We start from the raw sequence: 23,144 nt of genomic DNA, 5'->3' as shown, positions 1-23,144 counted from the left end.
GCCCATGAATTCAATGCAGTACCTGTGGGAGCGGGCGTGCCCGCGAAGGGGCCAGAACAGGCAGCGCAAGGTTCACAGAACGATAAAGGACTTATCCATGCGCAATCCCATGTTCAGTTTCTTGGCTTTGACCACTTTGCTCACTGTATCGGCCGCTTCCGCCAGCAATGGCAAGGCCCTGGCCACCGCCCACGGCATTGCGCACCCGGCGGTGATCGCCCACCGCGGCGCCTCGTACGATGCCCCGGAATCCACCACCCCTGCATACCTGCTGGCCCGCGACCAGGGCGCCGACTACCTGGAACTCGACCTGCAACGCAGCAGTGACGGCGTGCTGGTGGTGGTCCATGACGATGTGCTGTCGCGTACCAGCGATGTCGCCGAGCGCTTCCCAGAGCGAAAGGACAGCCCGGTCAGCGCCTTCACGCTCGCCGAGCTGAAGTCGCTGGATGCTGGCAGCTGGTTCAACCAGGCCTACCCGGCGCGCGCCCGGGCCTCTTTCCGCAAACTGCCGATCCTCACCTTGGACGAGGTCATCGACATCGCCGAAGGCAACCCCGAGCGGCACCCCGGGTTGTACATCGAGACCAAGGTCCCCAAGCAGTTCCCGGGTATCGAGCAGGACCTGAAGGCGCGCCTCGCAGCCCGCGGCTGGCTCGACCGGCCAGGCCGTGTGGTGTTGCAGACCTTCGACCGCAACAGCCTGGCGTTGCTGCACGAGGCCATGCCGCAGGTGCCGAAGGTACTCCTGCTGTGGGTGGGGACAAAAACCATCGAGCCCGCTTCCGGGCAGGATTTCGCTGACTCGGGTGAAACCGACAAGGCCGCGTTCTATGCCCGTCAGCAGCCGAAGGACCAGGCAGAATTCCTGCGCTGGCTCGATCAGGCCAGGCAGGGCGGTGCGGTCGGTACGGGGCCTTCTGCCATGCGCACTCATCTGGGCGAACAGAGCTATGCCGACCTGATCCAGCCCTGGATGAACCAGGCCAGCCAGGCGCGGGATTTGCTGGTGCATGCGTACACCCTCGACGACCCGGTGGACTTCGACAAGGCGATGAAGGCAGGTGTCGACGGGATTTTTACCAACCGCACGGGGGCGTTGCTACGGTTCTATCAGCGTCCGGCGGAGCCTGAGGTGGTGATGCTGGAGAGGTTGGGATACTGATGAATGCATGCGTACTGGCACTAGGTTGCTCCTACAAAGGGACCTGCGTCGGATCCTGAACTTGTGCAGGTGTCCTCTCACTGCGACTCCTGTTGCGCCAAACCCGATAGGCGCGAATGCCCGCCCGCACCGAGCCGAACAGCAGTTTGTCTTCCATCTCGCGGGCCATCCCCGAGCGCACCAGCATGCGCAGGAAGGTGCCGCGGGCGCGGGCGATGGCGAAGAAGATGCCCTGGGCGGCCAGGGTGTCGCGCACTTCGCGCAGGGCGGCGATACCGCTGACGTCGATGCTGGTTACCGCTTCGGCATCGAACAGCACGGCCTTGGGCTGGTCCTGGCTCTGCACCGCCTCGAGCAGGCGCATCTTGAAGTAGTCGGCGTTGAAGAACAGGATCGCGTCGTCGAAGCGGTACACCACCAGGCCTGGCACGGTGCGGGCATCCTTGTGTTTGCGGATGTCCACCTGGCCTTCGGTGCCCGGCAGCCAGCCCAGCACCGCGTCGGTGGGCTGATAGATGCTGTACAGCAGGCGCAGGATCGCCAGGGTCACGGCAAACACGATACCGGGCAGCACACCCAGGCTCAGAACGCCGACCGTGGTCAGCAGGCACAGCCAGAACTCGAAGCGGCTCAGGCGGCGAATGTGCCCCAGCGACTTGATGTCGATAAGCCCCCAGCCGGCCATCAGCAGCACGGCACCCAGCGCGGCCTGCGGGATCCACGCCATCGGCGCGGTGAAGAACAGCAGGATCAGGGCGATGACCAGCGCGGCGATGATGCCCACCAGTTGGCTCTTGCCACCGACCATGTCGTTGACCGCCGTGCGCGAGTCTGCGCCGCTGATGGCAAAGCCCTGGGAAACACCGGCAGCCAGGTTGCTTACGCCCAGGGCGACGAATTCGTGGTTGGCGTTGATCGCGTAGCCGTGCCGGGCGGCAAAGCTGCGTGCGGTGAGCATGGCGCTGCAGAAGCTGACGGTGGCGATACCCAGGGCGTCGCGCAGCAGGCTTTTCATTTCTGCCAGGTTACTGTGTGGCCAGGCCAGTTGCGGGATGCCTGCAGGCACCGGGCCGAGAATGGCGACGCCGAAGCGGTCGAGGCCGAACAGGCCGACCAGCAACATGAACAGCGCCACCACCGTCAGCGCCGCAGGCAGGCGGGGGTAGCGCCGTGGCAGCCAGATCAGCAGGCCCAGTGCGGCGAGGCCGATGAGCAGCGTCACCCAGTGGATTTCACCCAGGCGCTGGAAGAAGTTGATCAGGCTGAGGATGAAGCCATCGCCCTCGATCTTGAACCCCACCACCTTGGACAACTGCCCGGCGATCAGGCTCAGGCCGATACCGTTGAGATAGCCGATCAGGATCGGCCGCGAGAAGAAGCTGGCGATGAACCCGGCCCGGGCCACCCCGGCCGCGATCAGCATTACCCCGACCAGCAAGGTGACGATCACCGACAGTTCGGCAATCCGGTGCGGCTCACCCATGGCCAACGGCGCCACGGCGCCGGCGATCATCGCGCAGGTGGCAGCGTCAGGGCCGACCATCAGCTGGCGCGAGCTGCCGATCAGGGCGTAGACCATCATCGGCAGCACACAGGCGTACAGGCCGTACTGCGGCGGCAGGCCGACGATCTGCGCGTAGGCGATGGCTATGGGAATCTGGATCGCTGCCACCGAGAGGCCGGCCTGCAGGTCGGCGTGGAACCACTCGCGGCGGTAGTGCAGCAGGTTGGCAAGGCCCGGTAGCCAGCGGGAGAGAAACATACGTCGTCCTTTCGAAATGCTTCACGAATCCATCCACGCATTGAAGCGGATCGGCAGGCAAATGGCCATGGGGCAGGTCAAAGGGAGGGGGGAGAAACGAAAAAAGGAGCCTGGGCTCCTTTTGACAGCGATGACGTTGCGGGAACGCCATGCGGGAATGCGATGTGGAGCGGGTAGAGGGAATCGAACCCTCAACTAAAGCTTGGGAAGCTTTCGTTTTGCCACTAAACTATACCCGCGTTTGCGCAGCACTTTTTACCAGAACCCTCAACGAATTAGAAGCCCAAGTTATAAAAAAGCTTGTCGGCGCCCCCTGGCTTGCGGGTCTCAACCACAGGACGCCGAGCTGCTCAGATGGCCAATGCATGCTGCCCCTGTTTTACCGGCTGGTAACGGTGACGAGGTTCACGCATGGTTGGCTTCAGGAACCCCAGCATGACGCTGCGGGTATCCTCGCAAGCGGTCTTGTTTTCCATGTCCAGGAAGTGGCCTGCGTCGCGGATCACGCTGAAGTGGCTGCGGCCCACGTGCTTGCTGAACTGCCGTGCATCTTCGACCGTGGTGTACTCGTCGCGGTCGCCGTTGATGAACAGCACCGGGATGTCGATATTGCGCGCACCATCCAGCGCCCGCTCCAGGTCATGTTGCAGCACCTCGTTGATGTGGAAGTGCATCTGCGCGTACTCGTGGCTGTCCAGGCTGCTGACGTGGCGGTAGTTGAAGCGCTTGAACAGTGACGGCAGGTGCTTGCCGATGGTGTCGTTGACCAGGTTGCCGACCTGATAGCGGTCGCAGGCGGCCAGGTACTGGCAACCACGGTCCAGGTAGTCGCGCATCGGTTCGTTGATCACCGGCGAGAACGAACTCACTACAGCTTTCTTCACGTGCCGCGGCTGGTGCGCCAGCGCCAGCAGCGTACTTGCGCCACCCCACGAGAACGACATCACGTGGTCCGCCTGGAAGTGCTCGATCAGCTCGAGGAGGATATGCGCTTCGGTCTCCTTGCTGATAAGGCGCTCTTGGCGATTGTGCGGCTTGGATTTGCCCGCGTATGGCTGGTCGAACAGTACTACGTTGAACTGCGGGTGCAGGTTACGTACCGTTTGGGCGAACGAGGCCGTGGTGGCCAGCGAGCCATTGATCAAAATGATCGTATTCTCGGCCGCGTCCGCGCGATAGAGCTCCGTGTAAACCCGATACTGACCTTGGATATCAAGTACAGCGATTTCTGGCCTCATGTCATCGACTCCTGGCGCAAAAAGGGTATTCGCGTCACCTAGGGTGCACGTTCTTTATGACAGGTAGGCATTTGCCTGAAGAGAAACCGGGGGGCCCTGTGTCGATCCTTGGCACTTGCGTCGACGGTATTGTTTTTGGCGGGCAATTTGCCGTGCCCCAAGGCATCGAGGCCCTGGGTGGCCGGCAAAAGGTGTCTTCGACTGCGGGCGTGACTTGGTAGTCACATGCAGACTGACGATTTGGATTCAAGCAGTGGGTCGGGGATCCCGCAAGTGCCGTTCGGGGGAAAATGTGACTTTTGTCGCTGAGCGGTCGTATGACGACTCTGATCTGTCTGGTCCGGCCTCTTCGCGGGCTCGCCCGCTCCCACAGGGATCACACCAGCCCGGAGGCCTGTGGTGTACCTGTGGGAGCGGGCGTGCCCGCGAAGAGGCCGGTACAGGCTGATTAGACCGTCGCTATTTCATCCGCCGTCAGCTCACGAAACGCCCCTGGCACCAACCGCGGGTCCAGCCGGATCGCCCCCATGCTCTCCCGATGCAACCCCACCACCTTGTTGTCGAAATGGCCGAACATGCGCTTCACCTGGTGATAGCGCCCTTCGACGATCGCCAGCCGCGCCTGGCGCGGCCCGAGGATGTCCAGTTGGGCGGGCAGGGTGGTGAGGTCTTCGAAGGCGAAGTAGAAGCCCTCCAGGAACTTGGCCACATAGTGCTCGCCAATCTCGTCCTCGGTTTCCACCAGGTAGTGCTTGGGCAGCTTGGTCGTGGGCTGGGTAAGCCGCCGTGACCATTGGCCATCGTTGGTCAGGATCATCAGGCCGGTGGTGTTGAAGTCCAGGCGCCCGGCAATGTGCAGGTCCTCACGCAACGCGGCTGGCAGCAGGTCGAGCACGGTGCGGTGTTGCGGGTCCTGGGTGGCGCTGACGCAGCCAGCGGGCTTGTGCAGCATCAGGTAGCGCGCCGGGCGGCCAGCCTGCAGCAGCTGGTCGTCCAGCTCCACGCGGCTGAATTCGCGCACTTCGGCCAGTGGATCGCTGACCACCTGGCCATCCAGCCGCACGCGGCGTTGCGCCAGCATCAGGCGGACTTGCTGGCGGTTGTGGCTGGGCAGGTTGGCGAGGAAACGGTCGAGGCGCATGGCAAACGGTCAGTCGGAAGCGGGGGAGCGAAGTTGTTCTTCGACGGCGGCGCAGCGCGGGCACAGGCAGGCTTTGTCGCGTAGCTCGGCGGGCAAGGCCTCGAGCACGGCAGGGTCGATGGTCACGCTGTAACACCAGCAGGCCTGGGTGGCCCGGCGCGGGTCGGCCAGGCTGCACTGGTTGAGGGCGCCACAAGCGGGGCAGTGCTGGTTGTCGGGCATGGCTGCCGCTCACCTGTATCAAATTGTTGCAGAAATGGCACTGCACCTTGGCGGCACTGTCTTATTCAATGTCGATGATCGCATTTCGCATCGATGCTCGCCAGCGCCGCTGTTCGGGCACTCCAGCGGTCCAGGAGGCCGCCATGTCCTATCGAATCCTGTTGATCGCCCTGCTGGGGCTGATGACTTCCGCCTGCGTTCCGTACTACGAGAGCGGGGGCTATTACCGGTCGGACCACTACTATTCCGACCGTTATGTGTCACCGGATTATTACCGCTATGACCGCTATTACGTAACGCCGCAACAGCGCTATTACTACCAGCCGGCACCGCGCTACTACTACCGCTCGGCGCCTGCGCCTCACTACCGGTCTCACCCACAGCCGGGGATGAAGCAGTGGCATGGCAACCCACGCTATGACTATGGCAACCGCCAGCGGTATGACTATGGGCGCGACCGTGACCGTCATGATTATCGCGGTGGCAGCCAGCGCTACCAGCAGAATGACCGTTGGCACTCCAACGGGCGGGGGGATGGTGACCGGCGCGGGGACGGGCGGCGTGGGCATGGGCAAGGAGGGAACTGGCAGCGGTAGGTGAATTGAAAATCGGGGGCGCGTTGCGCCCCTTTCGCGACGCAAGGCCGCTCCCACAGGGGACCGCGATCCGCTTGTAGGAGCGGCCTTGTGTCGCGATGGGCTGCAAGGCAGCCCCAGCTTCTCGAAACTACCCGAGATCCGCCAGCGGATGCCGCCCCTCCCACACCTTGGCAAAATGCGCCTCCACCACCGCCGCCGGCACTTGCGCCACATCGGGCCAGTGCCAGTGCGGCTGGTTGTCCTTGTCCAGTAAGCGCGCACGCACGCCTTCGCTGAATTCCGGGTGGCGGCAGCAGTTCAGGCTCATGCTGTACTCCATCTGAAACACCTGCGCCAACGACAGGTGCCGTGCCCGGCGGATCTGTTCCCACACCAGATGTGCGGTCAGCGGGCAACCTTCATGCAACCGTTGGCCGGCATCTGCCAGCAGCGGGTCGTCGTGGTGCTTTAGCCCCTCCAGCGCACGCCAGGCGGCGGCTGCGTCGGCCACGTCGAGCAACTGATCGATTACCTGTCGCCGCGGCAGCCACTGGGCCTCGGGCAACTCGGCGCAGGCGCGGTGCTGTTCGGCCTTGAGCAGGCTGTTCAGTTGCAGGGCAGTTTGTTCCTGCCAGTTCAGTTGCAGCAGTTCTTCGATCAGCGCCTCTTGCTGGTACTCACCCAGAAAGCGGTCGGCCAGGCCCAGGTCCAAGGCGTCATGAGCATTGATCGGCGCGCCTGTCAGGCCGAGGAACAACCCCAGCTTGCCCGGCAGGCGGGCAAGGAACCAGCTGGCGCCTACGTCCGGGTACAGGCCGATGCTGATTTCCGGCATGGCCAGCCGACTGCTGGGGGTGACGATGCGTACATTGGCGCCCTGCAGCAGGCCCATGCCGCCGCCCAGCACATGCCCGTGCCCCCAGCACAGCAGCGGCTTGGGATAGGTGTGCAGGGCAAAGTCCAGGCGATATTCGGCGGCGAAGAAGGTGGCGGCCAGCGGGGGGACGCTGCCGGGGTGGTCGCGGCAGGCTTGCACCAGCGCACGCACATCGCCGCCGGCGCAGAAGGCCTTGGCACCATTGCCGCGCAGCAGCACGCAAACGATCCCCGGGTCGCGAGCCCAGGCGTGCAACTGTTCGCCCAATACCTCGATCATCGGCAGGTTCAGGGCATTGAGCGCCTTGGGCGCATCCAGGGTGGCGATGCCGATGCGGGCGCCATCGGCGCCGGTGAGTACCTCGCAGTGAATGGTCATGGACTACCTCGCGCAAGTCATCGGACAAGTATGGCTTGCCTGGCCGAACATGCCGGTCGTCGGTCGGATCGTTTGACAAGCGGGAAGGGCTTACCTAGTGTCGCGCCATTGTTTATGGAAGGCCCCATGACTGACGACGATCGCATCAAACTCGAACCCAGCTGGAAGGCCGCCTTGCGCGCCGAATTCGACCAGCCCTACATGCATCAGCTGCGCGAGTTCCTGCGCGGCGAGTACGCCGCCGGCAAGGAGATCTACCCGCCAGGGCCGCTGATCTTCAATGCGCTCAACTCGACGCCGCTGGACCAGGTGAAGGTGGTCATCCTCGGGCAGGACCCGTACCACGGGCCGGGCCAGGCGCATGGCCTGTGCTTCTCGGTGCAGCCGGGCGTGGCCACGCCACCGTCGCTGGTCAACATCTACAAGGAGCTGCAGCGCGACCTGAACATCCCGATTGCCAACCATGGCTACCTGCAGAGCTGGGCCGAGCAGGGCGTGCTGTTGCTCAACACGACCATGACCGTGGAGCGCGCCAATGCCGCGTCGCATGCCAAGAAGGGCTGGGAGTTCTTTACCGACCGGGTCATCCAGGTGGTCAGCGAGCAGTGCCCGAACGTGGTGTTCCTGCTGTGGGGTTCGCATGCGCAAAGCAAGCAGAAGCTGATCGACGGGACCAAGCACCTGGTGCTGAAGTCGGTGCATCCATCGCCGTTGTCGGCTTACCGTGGGTTCCTGGGGTGCGGGCATTTCAGCCGGACCAACAGTTTCCTCCAGCAGCGCGGGCTGGCGCCGATCAACTGGGCGTTGCCACCGTTGTGATCACCTGAGAGAACGCGTCGCCTGCTTCGCGGGTGAACCCGCTCCCACAGGTACTGCACCGCCCTCAAGGCAGGTGCTATCCCTGTGGGAGCGGGCAAGCCCGCGAAGCAGGCGACGCGATTATTCCGAGTTGGTGTTCCACACCCGGAACAACGGCTCTGCCAGAAACAGCACGAACAACAAGCGCATCACCTGCAGCGCCGTCACCAGCGGCACCGACAGTTGCAGGGTCTCTGCCGTCAGGCTCATCTCGGCAATTCCGCCCGGCATCATCCCCAATGTCAGCGAACGCAGGTCCAGCGCGGTCATCACGCTCAATACCCAAGCGGCGCTGCCGGCAATCGCCATGCACAACGCCGTGGCCACCAGGGTACGCCCCAGGAACGACGGTGCTCGGCGGAAGAACGCGCGGTTGAAGTGGCAGGCCAGGCCACTGCCGATCAACCACTGGCCGATCTGGCTGGCGCCATTGGGCAGGGTTATCTGCAGGTTGCCCGCCAGGCTCACGGTGGCTGCCACCAGCAATGGCCCGAACAGCCACGGGTTGGGCTGGCGCAAGCGCTGCCAGAGCAGGGCGACGGCAACGCCCAGCGGAGCAATCAGCGCCAGCCAGCCCCAGCTCACACTGCCGGTGTGATTCAGCGGTACCCCGTCGCCCAGCAGGAACTTGAACAGCGCCGGCACGCACAGTACCACCGCCAGTACGCGCAGGCTCTGCGCCGCCGCTACCTGGCTGAGCACAGCGCCGTTGCGCGCGCCAAGGTTGACCATCTCCCCCGAACCGCCCGGCATGCTGGCGAAGAACGCCGTGGCACGGTCTTCACCGGTGCGCCGCAACAGCCATACGCTGATCACGCTGGACAGGGTGGTGAACAGCGCGCCGAAGAAGATCAGCGCGAAATGGCTGGCCACCTGCTCGATCACCGCCGGGGTGAAGTGCAGGCCGATACCGATGCCGATGATCCACTGCCCGCATTTGCGACCATTGGGGATTTCCGGCAGCTGCCAGGGTGTCATGCAGCGCACCAGGATGATCGCCAGCAACGAGCCGACCATCCACGGCAAAGGCCAGCCGACCTTGCTGGCGGCAAAACCGCCAGCGAGGCCGACCAGCCCGGTCGCGACAAACAACGGCAACGAGCGATCAGGCATCGGCCATCGCCCGGCGCTGCTGGCTGCGTTTGCGCCAGATGCGCAGCAGCGGCAGGGTCAGCATGCAAATGGTCAGTACCCATACCGACATGCTGATCGGGCTCGACCAGAGGATGCCCAGTTCGCCGTTGGAGATCGACAGCGCCCGGCGCAGGTTCTGCTCCATCAGCCCACCGAGGATGAAGCCGAGCAGGATCGGCGACAGCGGGAAGTCCAGCTTGCGCAGGATATAGCCCATGATGCCGATGCCGACCATCAGGAACAGGTCGAAGGTGGTGGCATGCACGGCGTACACCCCGATCCCCGTGATGATGGCGATCACCGGCACCAGCGCCCAGTTCGGCACGGCGAGGATGCGGGTGAAGATGCGGATCATCGGGATGTTGAGGATCACCAGCATGATGTTGGCGATGAACAGCGAGGCGATCAGGCCCCAGACGATGTCTGGCTGCTGTTCGAACAGCAGTGGGCCCGGGGTGATGTTGTACAAGGTCAGTGCGCCAATCATCACCGCAGTGGTGCCCGAGCCGGGTACGCCCAGGGTCAGCATCGGTACCAGGGCGCCACAGCAGGAGGCGCCGATGGCGGTTTCCGGGGCGGCCAGGCCGCGGGCGTCGCCCTTGCCGAACTTGCCCTTGTCGCCTGCCAGGCGTTTTTCGGTCATGTAGGCCACGGCGCTGGCCAGTGTTGCACCGGCGCCAGGCAGCACACCCATGATGAAGCCCAGCAGGCCGCAGCGGATGTTGACCACGAACACCGAGGCCGCTTCCTTGAAGTTGAACAGCATGCGCCCGGTGGCCTTGACTGCCTGGTGGCCATGGTGGGTCTTTTCCAGCAGCAGGAGGATTTCGCTGATGGAGAACAGGCCCAGCACCAGCACCACGAACTGGATGCCGTCGGCCAGATGCACGCTGTCGCCGGTGAAGCGGTACACGCCACTGTTGGCATCGATGCCGACTGCCGACAGGAACAGGCCGATCAGTGCGGCAATGAAGGTTTTCAGCGGCTTGTCGCCGGCCATGCCACCGAGGGCGACGATGGCGAACACCATCAGCACGAAGTACTCCGCCGGGCCGAAGGCGATTGCCCATTTCGCCAGCAGCGGGGCGAACAGCACCATGCCGCAGGTGGCGATCAGCGCACCGATGAACGAACTCCAGGCCGACAGCGACAGCGCTACGCCAGCCAGGCCATTGCGGGCCATCGGGTAGCCATCGAGGGTGGTCATCACGGTCGAGGCTTCGCCGGGGATGTTCAGCAGGATCGAACTGATGCGCCCACCGTACTCACAGCCCAGGTACACCGCCGCCAGCAGGATCAGCGCCGACTCCGGCGGCAGGCCGAGGGCGAAGGCGATGGGGATCAGCAAGGCCACGCCGTTGATCGGGCCCAGGCCCGGCAGAAGGCCGACCACGGTGCCGATCAGCGTGCCGGAGAGGGCGGTGACCAGGTTGTAGGGGGACAGGGCGACGCCGAAGCCCTGGCCCAGGTAGCTCAAGGTATCCATGTGTCAGTTCTCCAGTACGCTCAGCAGTCCAAGGGGCAGGGGCACGTCCATCACGCGGTCGAACAGCCAGTAGAGGAACAGGCTCATGCCCACCACCACGATGGCGCTGTGCAGCCAGCGGCCGCCGTACAGGCGGGCCATGGGCACGCCGACCAGGATGGCGCTGAGGATGAAGCCCAGGGCTTCGAAGGTGCTGGCGAAAACGATCAGCAGGCCGACGCAGGCGGTGATCTTGATCAGGGTTTCGCGGTCCAGTTCCGGTTCGTCGTCCTTGCGCACGATGGGCGTGGGGCGGAACACCAGGTACAGCAGGCCCAGGCCAAGCAGGCCGAGCATCAACAGCGGGTAGGCGCGCGGGCCCACCGGTTCATAGGAAAACGCCGCCTGGTAAGGCCAGGCCATCACGGCCAGGGCGGTGCACACCGCCAGCAGGGCCAGGGCGAAGATGCGTTGCAGGATCATGAAGGAATCCTCGTTGTTCATCGGCAAGACGCAGATCCTTTGTAGGAGCGGCCTTGTGTCGCGATGGGTCGCAAAGCGGCCCCAGGATTTCAGCATCGCTGCACAAATCGCTGGGGCTGCTTCGCAGCCCTTTCGCGACACAAGGCCGCTCCTACATAGGAGCGAACGTCGGTGGCGGCTTACTGGATCAGGCCAAACTCCCTGGCCAGTGCCTTGTAGTCAGCCACTTGCTTCTTCACATAGCCGTCCAGCTCTGCACCGGTCATGGCGAAGGGGAACAGTTCGCGCTGGTCACGCAGCTTGGCGAAGTCTTCCGAGGCCAGCATCTTGTCGAATGACTGTTTCCACCAGGCGTAGTCCTCGTCGCTCACCTTTGGCCCCAGGTAGAAACCGCGTACCACCGGCCAGACGATGTCGTAGCCCTGTTCCTTGGCGGTGGGGATGTCTTTCATCTCGGGCTCGTCCAGGCGGTTTTCCGAGAACACCGCGAGGATGCGCATGTTGCCGCTCTGAATGTGCGGCATGGAGTCGGAGATATCGGTCGAGCCTACCTGGATATGCCCGCCCAGCAACGCCGTGGCGATTTCTCCGCCGCCTTCCAGGGCCACGTAGCGCAGGTCACGCGGGTTGATGCCGGCGGCCTTGGCGATCAGGGCGGTCTGCATCCAGTCCTGGCTGCCGACGGTACCGCCGGAGCCGATCACCACCTTGCTCGGGTCTTTCTTCAACGCCGCGACCAGGTCGTCGAGGGTCTTGTAGGGCGAGTCGCTTTTCACTGCGATGGCGCCGTAGCTGGTGCCGACGGCGGCCAGCCATTTCACCGCGTTTTCGTCAAAGCGGCCGAACTTGCCCTGGGCCAGGTTCAGCAGCGAGCCGCTGGACCAGGCCACCAGGGTGCCGGCATCGGCCGGGCGCTGGGCGACCACGGCGTTGTAGGCCACCGCGCCGACACCGCCGGGCATGTAGGTGACGCGCATCGGCTTGGTGAGGATCTTTTCCTGCACCAGGGCGCTCTGCACCAGTTTGCAGGTCAGGTCGAAGCCGCCGCCGGGCGAGGCGGGGGCAATGCATTCGGGGCGTTTCGGTTCGGCAGCGAGGGCGTTGCCGGCCAACAGCAGGCAGCCGGTAGCGAGGACGAGGCGGCGCAGTGAAAAGGTCATCGTCTATCTCCGTGAGCGTTGTTGTTATCAAGTTATCGCTATGGGGTTACCACAGCGCCACGCTGTAGCTCACCAGCAGCCGCACCTCGTCCGCGTCGCGGGCGAAGTTGGAGCGGAAGGTGGCGTTGCGCAGGCGCACGGCGACGTTCTTCAACGGGCCGCTTTGTACCACGTACTTCAGTTCGGTGTTGCGCTCCCACTCCTTGCCCTCGCCACCGGCCGCGCGGCTGACGTTGTCGCCGCTGATGTAGCGAGTCATGAAGGTCAGGCCCGGCACGCCGAGTGCTGCGAAGTTGTAGTCGTAGCGCGCCTGCCAGGAGCGCTCGTCGGCGCCGGCGAAGTCGTTGATCTGGACGAAGTTGACCAGGTACGGGTCGGCACCATCGACGTACGGGAAGGCGCTGTCGCCGGACAGCTGCTGCCAGGCGGCGCTGACCTTGTGCCCACCCAGGGCGTAGCTGAGCATGCCGTTGACGGTGGTGTTGTCGATGTTGCCGGCCTTGGCGGCGCCAGCGTCGTCACTCACCGCCAGGCGCAGGTCGGCGCCGAAGGTGCCCGGGCCCCATGGCTGGGTGGCGACCATGCCGATGAAGTGCTGGCGGTAGATATCGTCGAGCTGGGCAAAGTGGTAGCTGCCGGTGATGCGATCGGTGAACTGGTAGTCGAGGCCGGCCAGGTCCAGGTTGTCGGCGCTGAACGAGCCACCGAAGCGGCCGTTCTTGTTGTTCAGGGCCAGGTCTTCCCAGTTGGTGTCGTTGCGGTCCTTGGCCTTGTCCAGTCGGCCGCCGGTGAAGGTAAGGCCCTTGACCTCCTTCGAGGTGAGCAGGCCGCCTTCGAAGGTTTGCGGCAGGATGCGCCCATCGTTGGGCTGCAGGGTCGGCAGTTCGGGGATCAGCGTGCCGATCTTCAGTTCGGTCTGCGACACCTTCACCTTGCCGGTCAGGCCGAGCTTGGAGTACTCGTCGGCGGCCTTGCCGTCATCGTGGGTCGGCAGCAGGCCGGTGTCGGTGCGGTCGGGGCTGGAGTCGAGCTTGATGCCGAGCATGCCCAGCGCATCCAGGCCGAAGCCCACGGTGCCATCGGTGTAGCCAGACTCGAAGTTGAGCATGAAGCCCTGGGCCCACTCGTCGCGCTTGGATTGCTGCGCACTGGTGCCGTCGCGGAAGTCTCGGTTGAAGTACATGTTGCGGGTTTCGAAGGTAGCCGTGCTGTCTTCGAAGAAGGCGGCCTGGCTCATCGGGGCGACACCGGCAAGCGCAAGGGCGCTGGCGATGGCGGAGGGGCGTGCGGCAAAGGAACGGGTAGGCGCGAACGCCTGCGGCTGCGATGACAGCATCACTGATGGCTCCGTTTATTGTTCTTATTCGTTGCACCTTGCTGGTGCTTTTTTCGGCGCGAAGGGCGACCGTGGTGCGATGCTAGGTAACCAACCTTTCGCTAACCTTTCAGCGTGAAAGGTTTGTCGACAGGGCTTCACAGGCCTGCCGACAGCGGTACACTCCGCGCCACCGTCCCACCCGAGCAGGGAGAATCCGATGCGTGTGCTGCTGGTCGAAGACCACCTGCAACTGGCCGAAAGCGTGGCCCAGGCCTTGAAAAGCCATGGCCTGACCGTGGATGTGCTGCATGACGGCGTGGCCGCCGACCTGGCCCTGGCCAGCGAGGAATACGCCGTGGCCGTGCTGGATGTCGGCTTGCCGCGCATGGACGGCTTCGAGGTGCTGGCGCGCCTGCGCGGCCGTGGCAAGACCCTGCCGGTGCTGATGCTGACCGCGCGCAGTGACGTCAAGGACCGGGTCCACGGCCTGAACCTGGGCGCCGACGACTACCTGGCCAAGCCGTTCGAGCTGACCGAACTGGAAGCACGGGTCAAGGCCCTGCTGCGGCGCAGCGTGCTCGGTGGCGAGCGCCAGCAACGCTGCGGGCCGCTGGTGTACGATCTGGACACCCGGCGCTTCGCCCTGGGTGGCGAAAACCTGACCCTGACCTCGCGCGAACAGAGCGTACTGGAAGCGCTGATCGCCCGACCGGGCCGGGTGATGAGCAAGGAGCAACTGGCCGCCCAGGTGTTCGGCCTGGACGAAGAAGCCAGCCCCGACGCCATCGAAATCTACATCCACCGCCTGCGCAAGAAGCTCGACGGCCACCCGGTGGCCATCGTCACCTTCCGTGGCCTTGGCTACCTGCTCGAGCACCGCGATGCGTGACAACGGCAGCCTGCGCGGGCGCTTGCTCGGCAACCTGGCCTTGCTGCTGGTGGTGCTGATGCTGGCCAGTGGCCTGAGCGCCTACTGGAACGGCCGCGAGGCCGCCGATACCGCCTACGACCGGACCCTGCTGGCCTCGGCGCGGACCATTGCCGCAGGCCTGTCCCAGCGTGACGGTTCGCTGAGCGCGGATGTGCCCTACGTGGCCCTGGACACCTTCGCCTACGACAGTGCCGGGCGCATCTACTACCAGGTGCTGGACATCCAGCAGCGGCTGATTTCCGGTTACGAGAACCTGCCAGCGCCGCCGCCGGGCACGCCGCGTACCGACGACTATCCGGCGCTGGCGCGGTTCTACAACGCCACCTACCTGGGCCAGGACGTGCGCGTGGTCAGCCTGTTGAAGCCGGTGAGCGAGCCGAACATGAACGGCATGGCGGAGATCCGTGTGGCCGAGACCGAGGAAGCGCGGGTGCGCATGGCTCGTGGCCTGATGGCCGATACCCTGCTGCGCCTGGGGATGCTGGCGCTGGGCGCGCTGGTGATGGTGTGGTTTGCCGTGAGTGCCGCGTTGCGGCCGCTGGAGCGCCTGCGCACGGCGGTGGAAGAGCGCCAGCCGGACGACCTGCGGGCCTTGCCGGTGGTGCAGGTGCAGCGTGAGCTGGGCCCACTGGTGCGGGCTTTGAACCATTTCACCGAGCGTTTGCGTGGCCAGTTCGAGCGCCAGGCGCAGTTCATCGCCGACGCCGCCCACGAGTTGCGCACGCCACTGGCCGCGCTGAAGGCACGTGTCGAGCTGGGCCTGCGTTCGGCCGAGCCGCAGGAGTGGCGGCAGACACTGGAGTCCGCGGCCCAGGGCACTGACCGCCTGACCCACCTGGCCAACCAGCTGCTGTCGCTGGCGCGGGTCGAGAACGGTGCGCGGGCGATTGCCGAAGGCGGGGCGCAGCGCCTGGACCTGAGCCAGTTGGCTCGTGAGCTGGGCATGGCCATGGCACCGCTGGCGCACAAACGCGGGGTGGCGCTGGCCCTGGAGGCCGAGGCGCCGGTGTGGCTGAAGGGGGAGCCGACGCTGCTCAACGAGTTGTTGAGCAACCTGGTGGACAATGCCTTGGCGCATACGCCGGCTGGCGGCAACGTGATCTTGCGGGTGCTGGCGCCGGCGGTGCTTGAGGTGGAGGACGACGGGCCGGGGATTCCCGAGGCCGAGCGTGAGCGGGTGTTCGAGCGCTTCTACCGGCGCAGTGCGCAGGGCAGTGGGCTTGGCTTGGCGATTGTCGGCGAGATCTGCCGGGCGCACTTGGCGCAGGTGAGCCTGCATGACGGTGCGAAGGGCGGGTTGCGGGTGCGGGTGAGTTTTATCGCGGATTGATGTGTGGCCTGTACCGGCCCTTTCGCGGGTGAACCCGCTCCCACAGTGACCGCGCCGCTGCTGAAGGCTGCGCTATACCTGTGGGAGCGGGTTTACCCGCGAAGAGGCCGGCACAGGCTGACACCGGTCAGCGCAACATGCTCCGCGCCTCGATCAGTTCACCTACTTCAAGCTCGGTGCCGTACGGCAGGCCCAGGTGGCGGTATGCCGGTAGTGCTGCCAGCGGCCGGTGGCGCCCGCGCTGGCTGATGCAGCGGGCGATCTGCACGATGTCGATGTAGTCGATCTTGTCAGTCTGCCGGTCCAGGTCCTGCACCTGGCTCGGCAGGTTGACCAGTTGCTCCGGAAATTCCCAGGCCTTGAGGATCTTGTCGCCCAGCACCGGCTGGATCTGCTCGATCACATAATGCAGGCACACCGGGTCGGACAGCAGTTCGTTGTGCTCTTCGGCATAGATTAGCACCGGTAGTGCGCCAATCTGGTTGACCAGCCCGCCGAGGGTAGCCTGGTCGGGCTTGAGCTGTGTATAGCGGCGGCAGATTTCGTAGCTGATGCCCGCCACATCCAGGCTGTTGGCCCAGATATCACGTAACTTCTGCTCCACCGCCGGCGCCCGGGCGTGGAAAATCTGCTCGATCACCAGGCCAATGGCCAGGTTGCAGCTGTAGTTGATGCCCAGCCGCGTGATGGCGGTGTGCAGGTCGGTGACCTCGACCGCCGCGCGCAGCAGTGGGCTGTTGACGACCTTGATCAGGCGCGCTGAAAGGGCCGCATCGCGACCGATCACCTTGCTCAGGGCCGCTACGCTGATTTCGCTGTCTTCCGCCGCCTCGCGGATGCTCAAGGCAACCTCGGGCAGGGTCGGCAGGACCAGGTCATCCTTTTCGATGGCATCGAGCAACTGTGCTTGAACCATCTCGGCCAGCTTGTTCATGGGCGTGTCTACCGCAGTGGTGGTGCGGCCCCGCCACGTAGGCGGGGCAGGCTGGTCAACGCTGGATTTCCCGGTCGCGGTCCAGTTCGTAGGGCAGGGTCAGCACCTGCAGGCGTGGGCCTTCCAGGCTGCCCAGGTGCAGGTTGTCGTCTTCCACCGCTTCGGCGCTGAGCACGGCGAGCAGTTCGCAGCCTGTGCCGTTGCTGGCAGCAATGACCACTTCACCGACCGACGAACCATGGGTGGGCGAGAAGATCTCGGCGCCCGGGGCCGGAATGGCCTGCTGGTCCAGTGCCAGACGGTACTGGCGGCGCTTGAGCTTGCCCAGGTACTGCATGCGGGCAACGATTTCCTGACCGGTGTAACAGCCCTTCTTGAAGCTGACGCCGTCGACGGCCTGCAGGTTGATCATCTGCGGGATGAACAGCTCGCGGGTCGGCCCCATTACCTGGCCGATCCCGGCGCGAATCTGCCCCAGCAGCCAGTCGCCGAGGCTACCTTCGGGCAGTGCGGCGGCCAGCGCCTGGCGAACGCTGTCGGCTTTGTCTGCCGGTACCCACAGCTCCACGCGGCCAGCGGACACGGCAATGGCGATCAACCCGTCGTGGCGCACGGTGCTGCCAGCTGCCGCAGGCACATCGAGCCCCAGGGCCTGCAGCGCCGCATCGCCGCCTTGCAGGCCGAAGCGTGCCCAGGCAGCGCTTTCATCGGTCAGCGTCGCCTTGGAGAACACGGCGTACTTCTTGAGGTCGGCCAGCTGGGCGTCGAGCAGCTCGCTGGCCATGGCCAGCAGGTAGCCGTTGCCTTCGGGCAGGATGCGGAAACTCGACTGCATGCGCCCCTTGACCATGCAGCGGGCGCCGAGGCTGGCGTGTTCCGGGCTGAGGTAGTTGATGTTGCAGGTCAGCTGGCCTTGCAGGAACTTGCCTGCATCGGAGCCGCGGACGGCGAGGATGCCCTCGTGGGACAGGGGGCAGAAGAAAGCGGAATCGGCCATGGGTCATCGCGGTGGCTAAAGACTGGCGGCCATCATAGAACGCCGGTAACAAAATAGGTAGGTGACTAGACCAACGCCCGGTGTCGCTTCGCTCGCCTGGCTGTATACTGGCGGGCCATTCGAGGAGGGCCCCATGGTCGAACAAACTGAACTCAACCGGCTTTTCTGGCACAGCCGCCGCGGCATGCTGGAACTGGACGTACTGTTGGTGCCTTTCACCCAGGAAGTCTACCCCACGCTCAACGAAACCGACCGCGAACTCTACGTGCGTCTGTTGAGCTGCGAGGATCAGGACATGTTCGGCTGGTTCATGGAGCGCACCGAGTCCGAAGACCCGGAGCTGCAGCGCATGGTTCGCATCATCCTGGACCGTGTCCAGCCCAAGTGAGTGCTTCGAGTGCCGCTGGCAAGGCTCGCGCCTGCTGCTGGCGGCCTACCTGGGGGGCCAGGTACTGGCGTGGTTCGCCATATGGGCGAGCCCGCTGTCCGGGTGGTCGGCCCTTGCTGTTGTCGCCGCCTGTATTGCCCACGCTGGCTGGGCCATTCCCCGACGTATTCTGCTGACGCATGAGCATGCCGTTGTTGGCCTGCGCCGTGATGTGCGCGGCTGGCAGGTGTTCAGCCGTGCCCGTGGCTGGCAGCCGGTGCGCTTGTGCCGGGACAGCGTGGCGTTGCCGGCGCTGGTGGTGTTGCGCTTTGTGCGGGCGGGGCGCTGGTTGGGGGAGAGCCAATGCGTGCCACGGGATGCGCTGGGGGCTGATGAGCACAGGCGCTTGCGGGTGCGGTTGAAATTCAGCCGGCGTAGGTGGGCAGGGGTGAGCCGGGCATAAAGCCATACCTAGTTGGCTTCTTCGCGGGCTTGCCCGCTCCCACAGGTACTGCGCAAGCCTGCGAGGCAGTGGGAATCCTGTGGGAGCGGGCGGGCCCGCGAAGGCCGCGACGCCGATTTCAGATCGGGCTGAGGATGGTGTCCTTAGCCTCGTCCAGCATCCCCGGGTAATCCAGGGTGTAATGCAGTCCGCGGCTTTCCTTGCGCTGCATGGCCGACAGGATCATCAACTCGGCCACCTGCGCCAGGTTGCGCAATTCGATCAGGTCGCGGCTGACCTTGTAGTTGCTGTAGAACTCGTCGATTTCGTCCAGCAGCAGGCGAATGCGGTGCTGCGCTCGCTGCAGGCGCTTGCTGGTGCGCACGATGCCGACGTAGTCCCACATGAAGCGCCGCAGTTCGTCCCAGTTGTGCGCAATGATCACGTCCTCGTCCGAGTCGGTGACCTGGCTGGCGTCCCAGCCGGGCAGGGCCTTGGGCATGGTCACCTCATCCAGGTGCGCCTGGATGTCGGCGGCGGCGGCACGGCCATAGACGAAGCATTCCAGCAGCGAGTTGCTGGCCATGCGGTTGGCACCGTGCAGGCCGGTGAAGCTGGTTTCACCTATGGCATACAGGCCCGGCACGTCGGTGTGGCCGCGGTCGTCGACCATCACTCCGCCGCAGGTGTAGTGCGCCGCCGGTACTACCGGGATCGGCTGGCGGGTGATGTCGATGCCGAAGGCCAGGCAGCGCTCGTACACGGTGGGGAAGTGGCTCTTGATGAAGTCGGCCGGCTTGTGGGTGATGTCCAGGTACACGCAGTCCACACCCAGGCGCTTCATCTCGTGGTCGATGGCGCGGGCCACGATGTCGCGCGGGGCCAGTTCTTCGCGGGGGTCGAAGCGTGGCATGAAACGCTCGCCATTGGGCAGGCGCAGCAGGGCACCTTCGCCGCGCAGGGCTTCGGTGATCAGGAAGCTCTTGGCCTGTGGGTGGTACAGGCAAGTCGGGTGAAACTGGTTGAACTCCAGGTTCGCCACCCGGCAACCGGCCCGCCAGGCCATGGCGATGCCGTCGCCGCAGGCACCATCGGGGTTGCTGGTATACAGGTAGACCTTGGCCGCGCCGCCAGTGGCCAGCACGGTGAAGCGCGCACCGAAGGTGTCCACCTCGCCGGTGTTGCGGTCGAGCACATAGGCACCCAGGCAGCGCTCGCCGGGCAGGCCGAGGCGACGTTCGGTAATCAGGTCGACCGCCACGCGCTGCTCCAGCAGCTGGATGTTCGGGCGTTTGCGGGCCTGCTCCAGCAGCGTGGTGAAGATGGCTGCGCCGGTGGCGTCGGCGGCGTGGATGATGCGCCGGTGGCTATGGCCGCCTTCGCGGGTCAGGTGGAACTCGAAGCCACCGTCGTCGACGCTGTAGTGTTCGTCGCGGGTAAAGGGCACGCCTTGCTCGATCAGCCACTCGATGGCTTCGCGGCTGTGCTCGACGGTAAAGCGCACAGCTTCTTCATGGCACAGGCCGCCGCCGGCATTGAGGGTGTCCTCGACATGCGACTGCACGGTATCGGTATTGTCCAGCACTGCCGCGACACCGCCCTGGGCCCAGAAGGTCGAGCCGTTGGCCAGGTCGCCCTTGCTGAGCACGGCGACTCGCAGGTGGCTGGGGAGGTTCAGTGCCAGGCTGAGACCGGCGGCACCGCTGCCGATCACCAGGACATCATGTTGGAATTGTTGGCTCATGTCGGGACACTAGTATTCTTTGGAAGGGGCGCGGCACAATAGTCACGCGCCGATGGCATTGTGAAACTATCGTTAAAGCTGGCCGGGTTGCCTTTATAGCAGCCCCGGGTGGCCCATTTCCATGCCACTTGCCTGGTCGCGACAACCTTTGTGGGAACTTTCCGACATGGCCGGAAATCCTATGAAGGCTGCCCACGCGCCACAACTTGCCGCGGCGACGCAGGGCGGCAGGCCTGTCCGGGCTGTCCCTGCGTACTCGAAACCTGATTATCGACGTAGCCGGCCGTGACCGTGCCGCGTCTTCCGTGCAACCCGACCAAGGGCTGCAGGAAACTTGCTTGGAGGGGAGAACTTTTGCGCAAAGCCCGAGTCTATGGTTGCAAGCCTGAACGATGGCTGTTGCAACGCTCCTTCGAGTTCACTGAGGAGTGTTCATGCTAACCCAGGAAGAGGATCAGCAGCTTGTCGAGCGCGTTCAGCGCGGTGACAGGCGAGCTTTCGATCTGTTGGTGCTGAAGTATCAGCACAAGATTCTCGGGTTGATCGTGCGGTTCGTTCACGATACCCACGAGGCCCAGGATGTAGCACAGGAAGCCTTCATCAAGGCCTACCGTGCGCTTGGCAACTTCCGCGGAGACAGTGCGTTCTATACGTGGCTGTACCGCATCGCCATCAACACGGCGAAGAACTACCTGGTGTCCCGTGGAAGACGGCCGCCAGACAGTGATGTGAGCTCCGAGGATGCGGAGTTTTACGACGGCGATCATGGTCTCAAGGATCTCGAGTCCCCAGAACGCTCGTTGTTGCGGGATGAAATCGAAGGCACTGTCCATCGCACCATCCAGCAACTGCCTGAAGACCTGCGCACGGCACTGACCCTGCGCGAGTTCGACGGGCTGAGTTACGAAGACATTGCCAGTGTCATGCAATGTCCGGTGGGTACCGTGCGCTCTCGAATCTTCCGCGCTCGGGAGGCCATAGACAAAGCCCTGCAACCTTTGCTGCAGGAAACCTGAGACAGCGGCGACAGCCAAGAGAGGAACCGCCATGAGTCGTGAAGCTTTGCAGGAATCGCTGTCCGCGGTGATGGATAACGAAGCGGACGAGCTTGAACTGCGTCGTGTGTTGAACGCCGTAGACGATGCTGAAACCCGTGCCACCTGGTCGCGTTACCAGGTTGCCCGCGCAGCCATGCACAAGGAGCTGTTGCTGCCCAACCTGGATATCGCCTCGGCGGTGTCTGCAGCGCTGGCTGACGAAGCCGTGCCGGCCAAGGTCAAGAAAGGGCCATGGCGCAGCATTGGCCGCCTGGCGGTAGCTGCCTCGGTCACCGTAGCGGTGCTGGCCGGTGTGCGCATGTACAACCAGGACGAGATCACTGGCGCCGAGCTTGCTGCCCAGCAACCTGCCCAGCAAGGCCTGAGTGTGCCACAAGCACAAGGCCCGGCCGTTTTGGCAGGCTATAGTGAGAGCAGTGAGCAACCGACCGGGCCGATGGCCAACGGCGTGCTGCAGAACCAGGCCGGCTGGGACCAGCGTCTGCCAGGCTATCTGCGCCAGCATGCCCAGGAATCTGCGCTCAAGGGCACCGAAACCGCATTGCCGTATGCCCGCGCCGCCAGCCTGGAAAACCGTTAAGTAAGGAGGATCATGCGCGCGCTACCTCTCCTGTCGCTGCTGATTGGCAGCTGCATGACGGTGCCAGCATTGGCGGCCAATTCCTCGCCTGAGGCGAGCGAGTGGCTGAGCAAGCTGGCACAGGCCGAGCAAAAGCAGAGCTACCAAGGCTCTTTTGTCTACGAACGCAATGGCAGCTTCTCTTCCCACGAGATCTGGCGCAGGGTCGACGACGGCAAGGTCAGCGAGCGGCTGTTGCAGCTCGATGGCGCCGCCCAGGAGATCGTGCGCGTGGATGGCAAGGTAGAGTGCGTCAGCGGGGCCTTGGCCAGTGGTGTGACGACGCCCCCGGACACCGCGCAGCGTGTGCTTGATCCGCTGAAACTGATGGGCTGGTATGACTTGAGCGTGGCGGGCAAGTCACGGGTCGCTGGGCGCGATGCCGTGATCGTGACGCTCACCCCGCGCGACCAGCACCGTTATGCCTTCGAATTGCACCTGGACCGTGCTACCGGCCTGCCGCTGCGCTCGTTGATGGTCAACGACAAGGGGCAGTTGCTGGAGCGGTTCCAGATGACCCGTCTCGATACCGAAGCACCTAGCGACGACGACCTGCGCGCCAGCGCTGCGTGCAAGCCGGTGCAGCATGTGGCCGCTGCCGCCAATGACACGGTCGCCGGCTGGCGTTCGGACTGGCTGCCGCCTGGCTTCGAACTGGTCAACAGCTCGGTACGCCGCGACCCCAAGAATGACAGCACGGTCAGCAGCCTGATGTACGACGATGGCCTGGCGCGCTTCTCGGTGTTCCTCGAGTCGGTAAAGGATGAGGGCGGGACCGACATGCGCACCCAGCTTGGCCCGACTTCGGCGGTCTCGCGTCGGCTGAACACGCCCAAGGGCAAGGTGATGGTCACAGTGGTCGGCGAGATTCCGCTGGGTACCGCAGAGCGTGTGGCGCTGTCGATGCGCCCCCAGGATGGCCAGGCGCGCCAGTGATGGCGCG

Annotated in this window: 23 protein-coding genes and 1 tRNA gene; 10 read left to right on the top strand and 14 right to left on the bottom strand. The window is 64.5% G+C overall.

Going from position 1 to position 23,144, the window contains the following annotated elements:
• Positions 1 to 97: 97 nt before the first annotated feature.
• Positions 98 to 1,165, top strand: a complete 1,068-nt coding sequence (locus tag C163_RS20875; RefSeq protein WP_025340445.1) for a glycerophosphodiester phosphodiesterase family protein — start codon at positions 98 to 100, stop codon at positions 1,163 to 1,165.
• A gap of 31 nt (positions 1,166 to 1,196) precedes the next feature.
• Here the strand turns inward: C163_RS20875 and C163_RS20870 are convergent, their stop codons facing one another.
• From C163_RS20870 to C163_RS20850, 5 genes are all read right to left on the bottom strand, one after another.
• A complete protein-coding gene (locus C163_RS20870) occupies positions 1,197 to 2,927 on the bottom strand; it encodes a SulP family inorganic anion transporter (protein ID WP_025340444.1) in 1,731 nt (576 codons plus the stop codon).
• Between the two features lie 165 nt (positions 2,928 to 3,092).
• A tRNA-Gly gene (locus C163_RS20865) sits at positions 3,093 to 3,166 on the bottom strand.
• 111 nt (positions 3,167 to 3,277) lie between these two features.
• Entirely contained in the window at positions 3,278 to 4,165 is an 888-nt protein-coding gene (gene phaG, locus C163_RS20860; protein WP_025340443.1) for a (R)-3-hydroxydecanoyl-ACP:CoA transacylase, read from the bottom strand.
• A 448-nt stretch (positions 4,166 to 4,613) separates the two neighbouring features.
• A complete protein-coding gene (locus C163_RS20855) occupies positions 4,614 to 5,306 on the bottom strand; it encodes a pseudouridine synthase (RefSeq protein WP_025340442.1) in 693 nt (230 codons plus the stop codon).
• A gap of 9 nt (positions 5,307 to 5,315) precedes the next feature.
• Positions 5,316 to 5,528: a cysteine-rich CWC family protein gene (locus C163_RS20850; protein WP_015271611.1), complete on the bottom strand. Its 213-nt coding sequence runs from the start codon at positions 5,526 to 5,528 to the stop codon at positions 5,316 to 5,318.
• 143 nt (positions 5,529 to 5,671) lie between these two features.
• On the opposite strand from C163_RS20850, the gene C163_RS20845 reads away from it, so the two are divergent.
• Positions 5,672 to 6,124 carry a hypothetical protein gene (locus C163_RS20845; protein WP_025340441.1) on the top strand — a complete coding sequence of 151 codons (453 nt, stop codon included), beginning with the start codon at positions 5,672 to 5,674 and terminating at the stop codon, positions 6,122 to 6,124.
• 130 nt (positions 6,125 to 6,254) lie between these two features.
• On the opposite strand, the gene C163_RS20840 is transcribed toward C163_RS20845, so the two are convergent.
• Entirely contained in the window at positions 6,255 to 7,361 is a 1,107-nt protein-coding gene (locus C163_RS20840) for an enoyl-CoA hydratase/isomerase family protein (RefSeq protein ID WP_025340440.1), read from the bottom strand.
• Positions 7,362 to 7,487: 126 nt separating this feature from the next.
• Between C163_RS20840 and ung the strand changes: the two genes are divergently transcribed.
• Positions 7,488 to 8,180: a uracil-DNA glycosylase gene (ung, locus tag C163_RS20835; protein WP_025340439.1), complete on the top strand. Its 693-nt coding sequence runs from the start codon at positions 7,488 to 7,490 to the stop codon at positions 8,178 to 8,180.
• Between the two features lie 120 nt (positions 8,181 to 8,300).
• Here the strand turns inward: ung and C163_RS20830 are convergent, their stop codons facing one another.
• The 5 genes from C163_RS20830 to C163_RS20810 form a co-directional block, all read right to left on the bottom strand.
• A complete protein-coding gene (locus C163_RS20830; RefSeq protein ID WP_025340438.1) occupies positions 8,301 to 9,332 on the bottom strand; it encodes an AbrB family transcriptional regulator in 1,032 nt (343 codons plus the stop codon).
• A complete protein-coding gene (locus C163_RS20825; RefSeq protein ID WP_025340437.1) occupies positions 9,325 to 10,839 on the bottom strand; it encodes a tripartite tricarboxylate transporter permease in 1,515 nt (504 codons plus the stop codon). The genes C163_RS20830 and C163_RS20825 overlap by 8 nt, the downstream gene beginning before the upstream one ends.
• A 3-nt stretch (positions 10,840 to 10,842) precedes the next feature.
• Positions 10,843 to 11,301, bottom strand: coding sequence for a tripartite tricarboxylate transporter TctB family protein (locus C163_RS20820; protein ID WP_025340436.1), 459 nt, complete (start codon positions 11,299 to 11,301; stop codon positions 10,843 to 10,845).
• A gap of 179 nt (positions 11,302 to 11,480) precedes the next feature.
• Positions 11,481 to 12,461, bottom strand: a complete 981-nt coding sequence (locus C163_RS20815; protein WP_025340435.1) for a tripartite tricarboxylate transporter substrate binding protein — start codon at positions 12,459 to 12,461, stop codon at positions 11,481 to 11,483.
• A gap of 46 nt (positions 12,462 to 12,507) precedes the next feature.
• Positions 12,508 to 13,797: an OprD family porin gene (locus C163_RS20810; RefSeq protein WP_025340434.1), complete on the bottom strand. Its 1,290-nt coding sequence runs from the start codon at positions 13,795 to 13,797 to the stop codon at positions 12,508 to 12,510.
• Between the two features lie 199 nt (positions 13,798 to 13,996).
• Between C163_RS20810 and C163_RS20805 the strand changes: the two genes are divergently transcribed.
• Both C163_RS20805 and C163_RS20800 read left to right on the top strand, forming a co-directional pair.
• The gene (locus C163_RS20805) at positions 13,997 to 14,668 is read left to right on the top strand and encodes a response regulator (protein ID WP_025340433.1); all 672 of its coding nucleotides are present in this window, start codon (positions 13,997 to 13,999) and stop codon (positions 14,666 to 14,668) included.
• Positions 14,661 to 16,040, top strand: a complete 1,380-nt coding sequence (locus C163_RS20800) for a sensor histidine kinase (protein ID WP_025340432.1) — start codon at positions 14,661 to 14,663, stop codon at positions 16,038 to 16,040. Before C163_RS20805 ends, C163_RS20800 begins: the two co-directional genes overlap by 8 nt.
• Positions 16,041 to 16,167: 127 nt before the next feature.
• Here the strand turns inward: C163_RS20800 and C163_RS20795 are convergent, their stop codons facing one another.
• Together C163_RS20795 and C163_RS20790 are read right to left on the bottom strand one after the other, a co-directional pair.
• Positions 16,168 to 16,974 carry an HDOD domain-containing protein gene (locus C163_RS20795; RefSeq protein WP_025340431.1) on the bottom strand — a complete coding sequence of 269 codons (807 nt, stop codon included), beginning with the start codon at positions 16,972 to 16,974 and terminating at the stop codon, positions 16,168 to 16,170.
• 55 nt (positions 16,975 to 17,029) lie between these two features.
• Positions 17,030 to 17,971: a folate-binding protein YgfZ gene (locus C163_RS20790; protein ID WP_025340430.1), complete on the bottom strand. Its 942-nt coding sequence runs from the start codon at positions 17,969 to 17,971 to the stop codon at positions 17,030 to 17,032.
• A 133-nt stretch (positions 17,972 to 18,104) separates the two neighbouring features.
• Here C163_RS20790 and C163_RS20785 point away from each other — a divergent pair, with 133 nt between their 5' ends.
• On the top strand, positions 18,105 to 18,359 hold the full coding sequence (locus C163_RS20785; RefSeq protein WP_003252043.1) for a succinate dehydrogenase assembly factor 2: 255 nt from the start codon (positions 18,105 to 18,107) through the stop codon (positions 18,357 to 18,359).
• Positions 18,343 to 18,801, top strand: coding sequence for a protein YgfX (locus C163_RS20780; RefSeq protein ID WP_025340429.1), 459 nt, complete (start codon positions 18,343 to 18,345; stop codon positions 18,799 to 18,801). Before C163_RS20785 ends, C163_RS20780 begins: the two co-directional genes overlap by 17 nt.
• 118 nt (positions 18,802 to 18,919) lie before the next feature.
• On the opposite strand, the gene nadB is transcribed toward C163_RS20780, so the two are convergent.
• On the bottom strand, positions 18,920 to 20,524 hold the full coding sequence (gene nadB, locus C163_RS20775) for an L-aspartate oxidase (protein ID WP_025340428.1): 1,605 nt from the start codon (positions 20,522 to 20,524) through the stop codon (positions 18,920 to 18,922).
• Between the two features lie 434 nt (positions 20,525 to 20,958).
• On the opposite strand from nadB, the gene rpoE reads away from it, so the two are divergent.
• From rpoE to C163_RS20760, 3 genes are read left to right on the top strand one after another with little or no spacing between them, the layout of a single operon-like run.
• Entirely contained in the window at positions 20,959 to 21,540 is a 582-nt protein-coding gene (gene rpoE, locus C163_RS20770) for an RNA polymerase sigma factor RpoE (protein ID WP_003252049.1), read from the top strand.
• A 31-nt stretch (positions 21,541 to 21,571) separates the two neighbouring features.
• Positions 21,572 to 22,162 (top strand): sigma-E factor negative regulatory protein, encoded by a 591-nt coding sequence (locus C163_RS20765; protein WP_015271600.1) that lies wholly within the window; start codon positions 21,572 to 21,574, stop codon positions 22,160 to 22,162.
• Between the two features lie 12 nt (positions 22,163 to 22,174).
• Entirely contained in the window at positions 22,175 to 23,137 is a 963-nt protein-coding gene (locus C163_RS20760) for a MucB/RseB C-terminal domain-containing protein (RefSeq protein WP_025340427.1), read from the top strand.
• Positions 23,138 to 23,144: the final 7 nt, after the last annotated feature.

Source organism: Pseudomonas sp. FGI182, assembly GCF_000511325.1.
In the GTDB taxonomy this organism is placed as follows: Bacteria; Pseudomonadota; Gammaproteobacteria; order Pseudomonadales; family Pseudomonadaceae; genus Aquipseudomonas; species Aquipseudomonas putida_Z.
The sequence above is the reverse complement of the archived record's forward strand: the minus strand, read 5'-3'. Positions and strand labels throughout refer to the sequence as shown.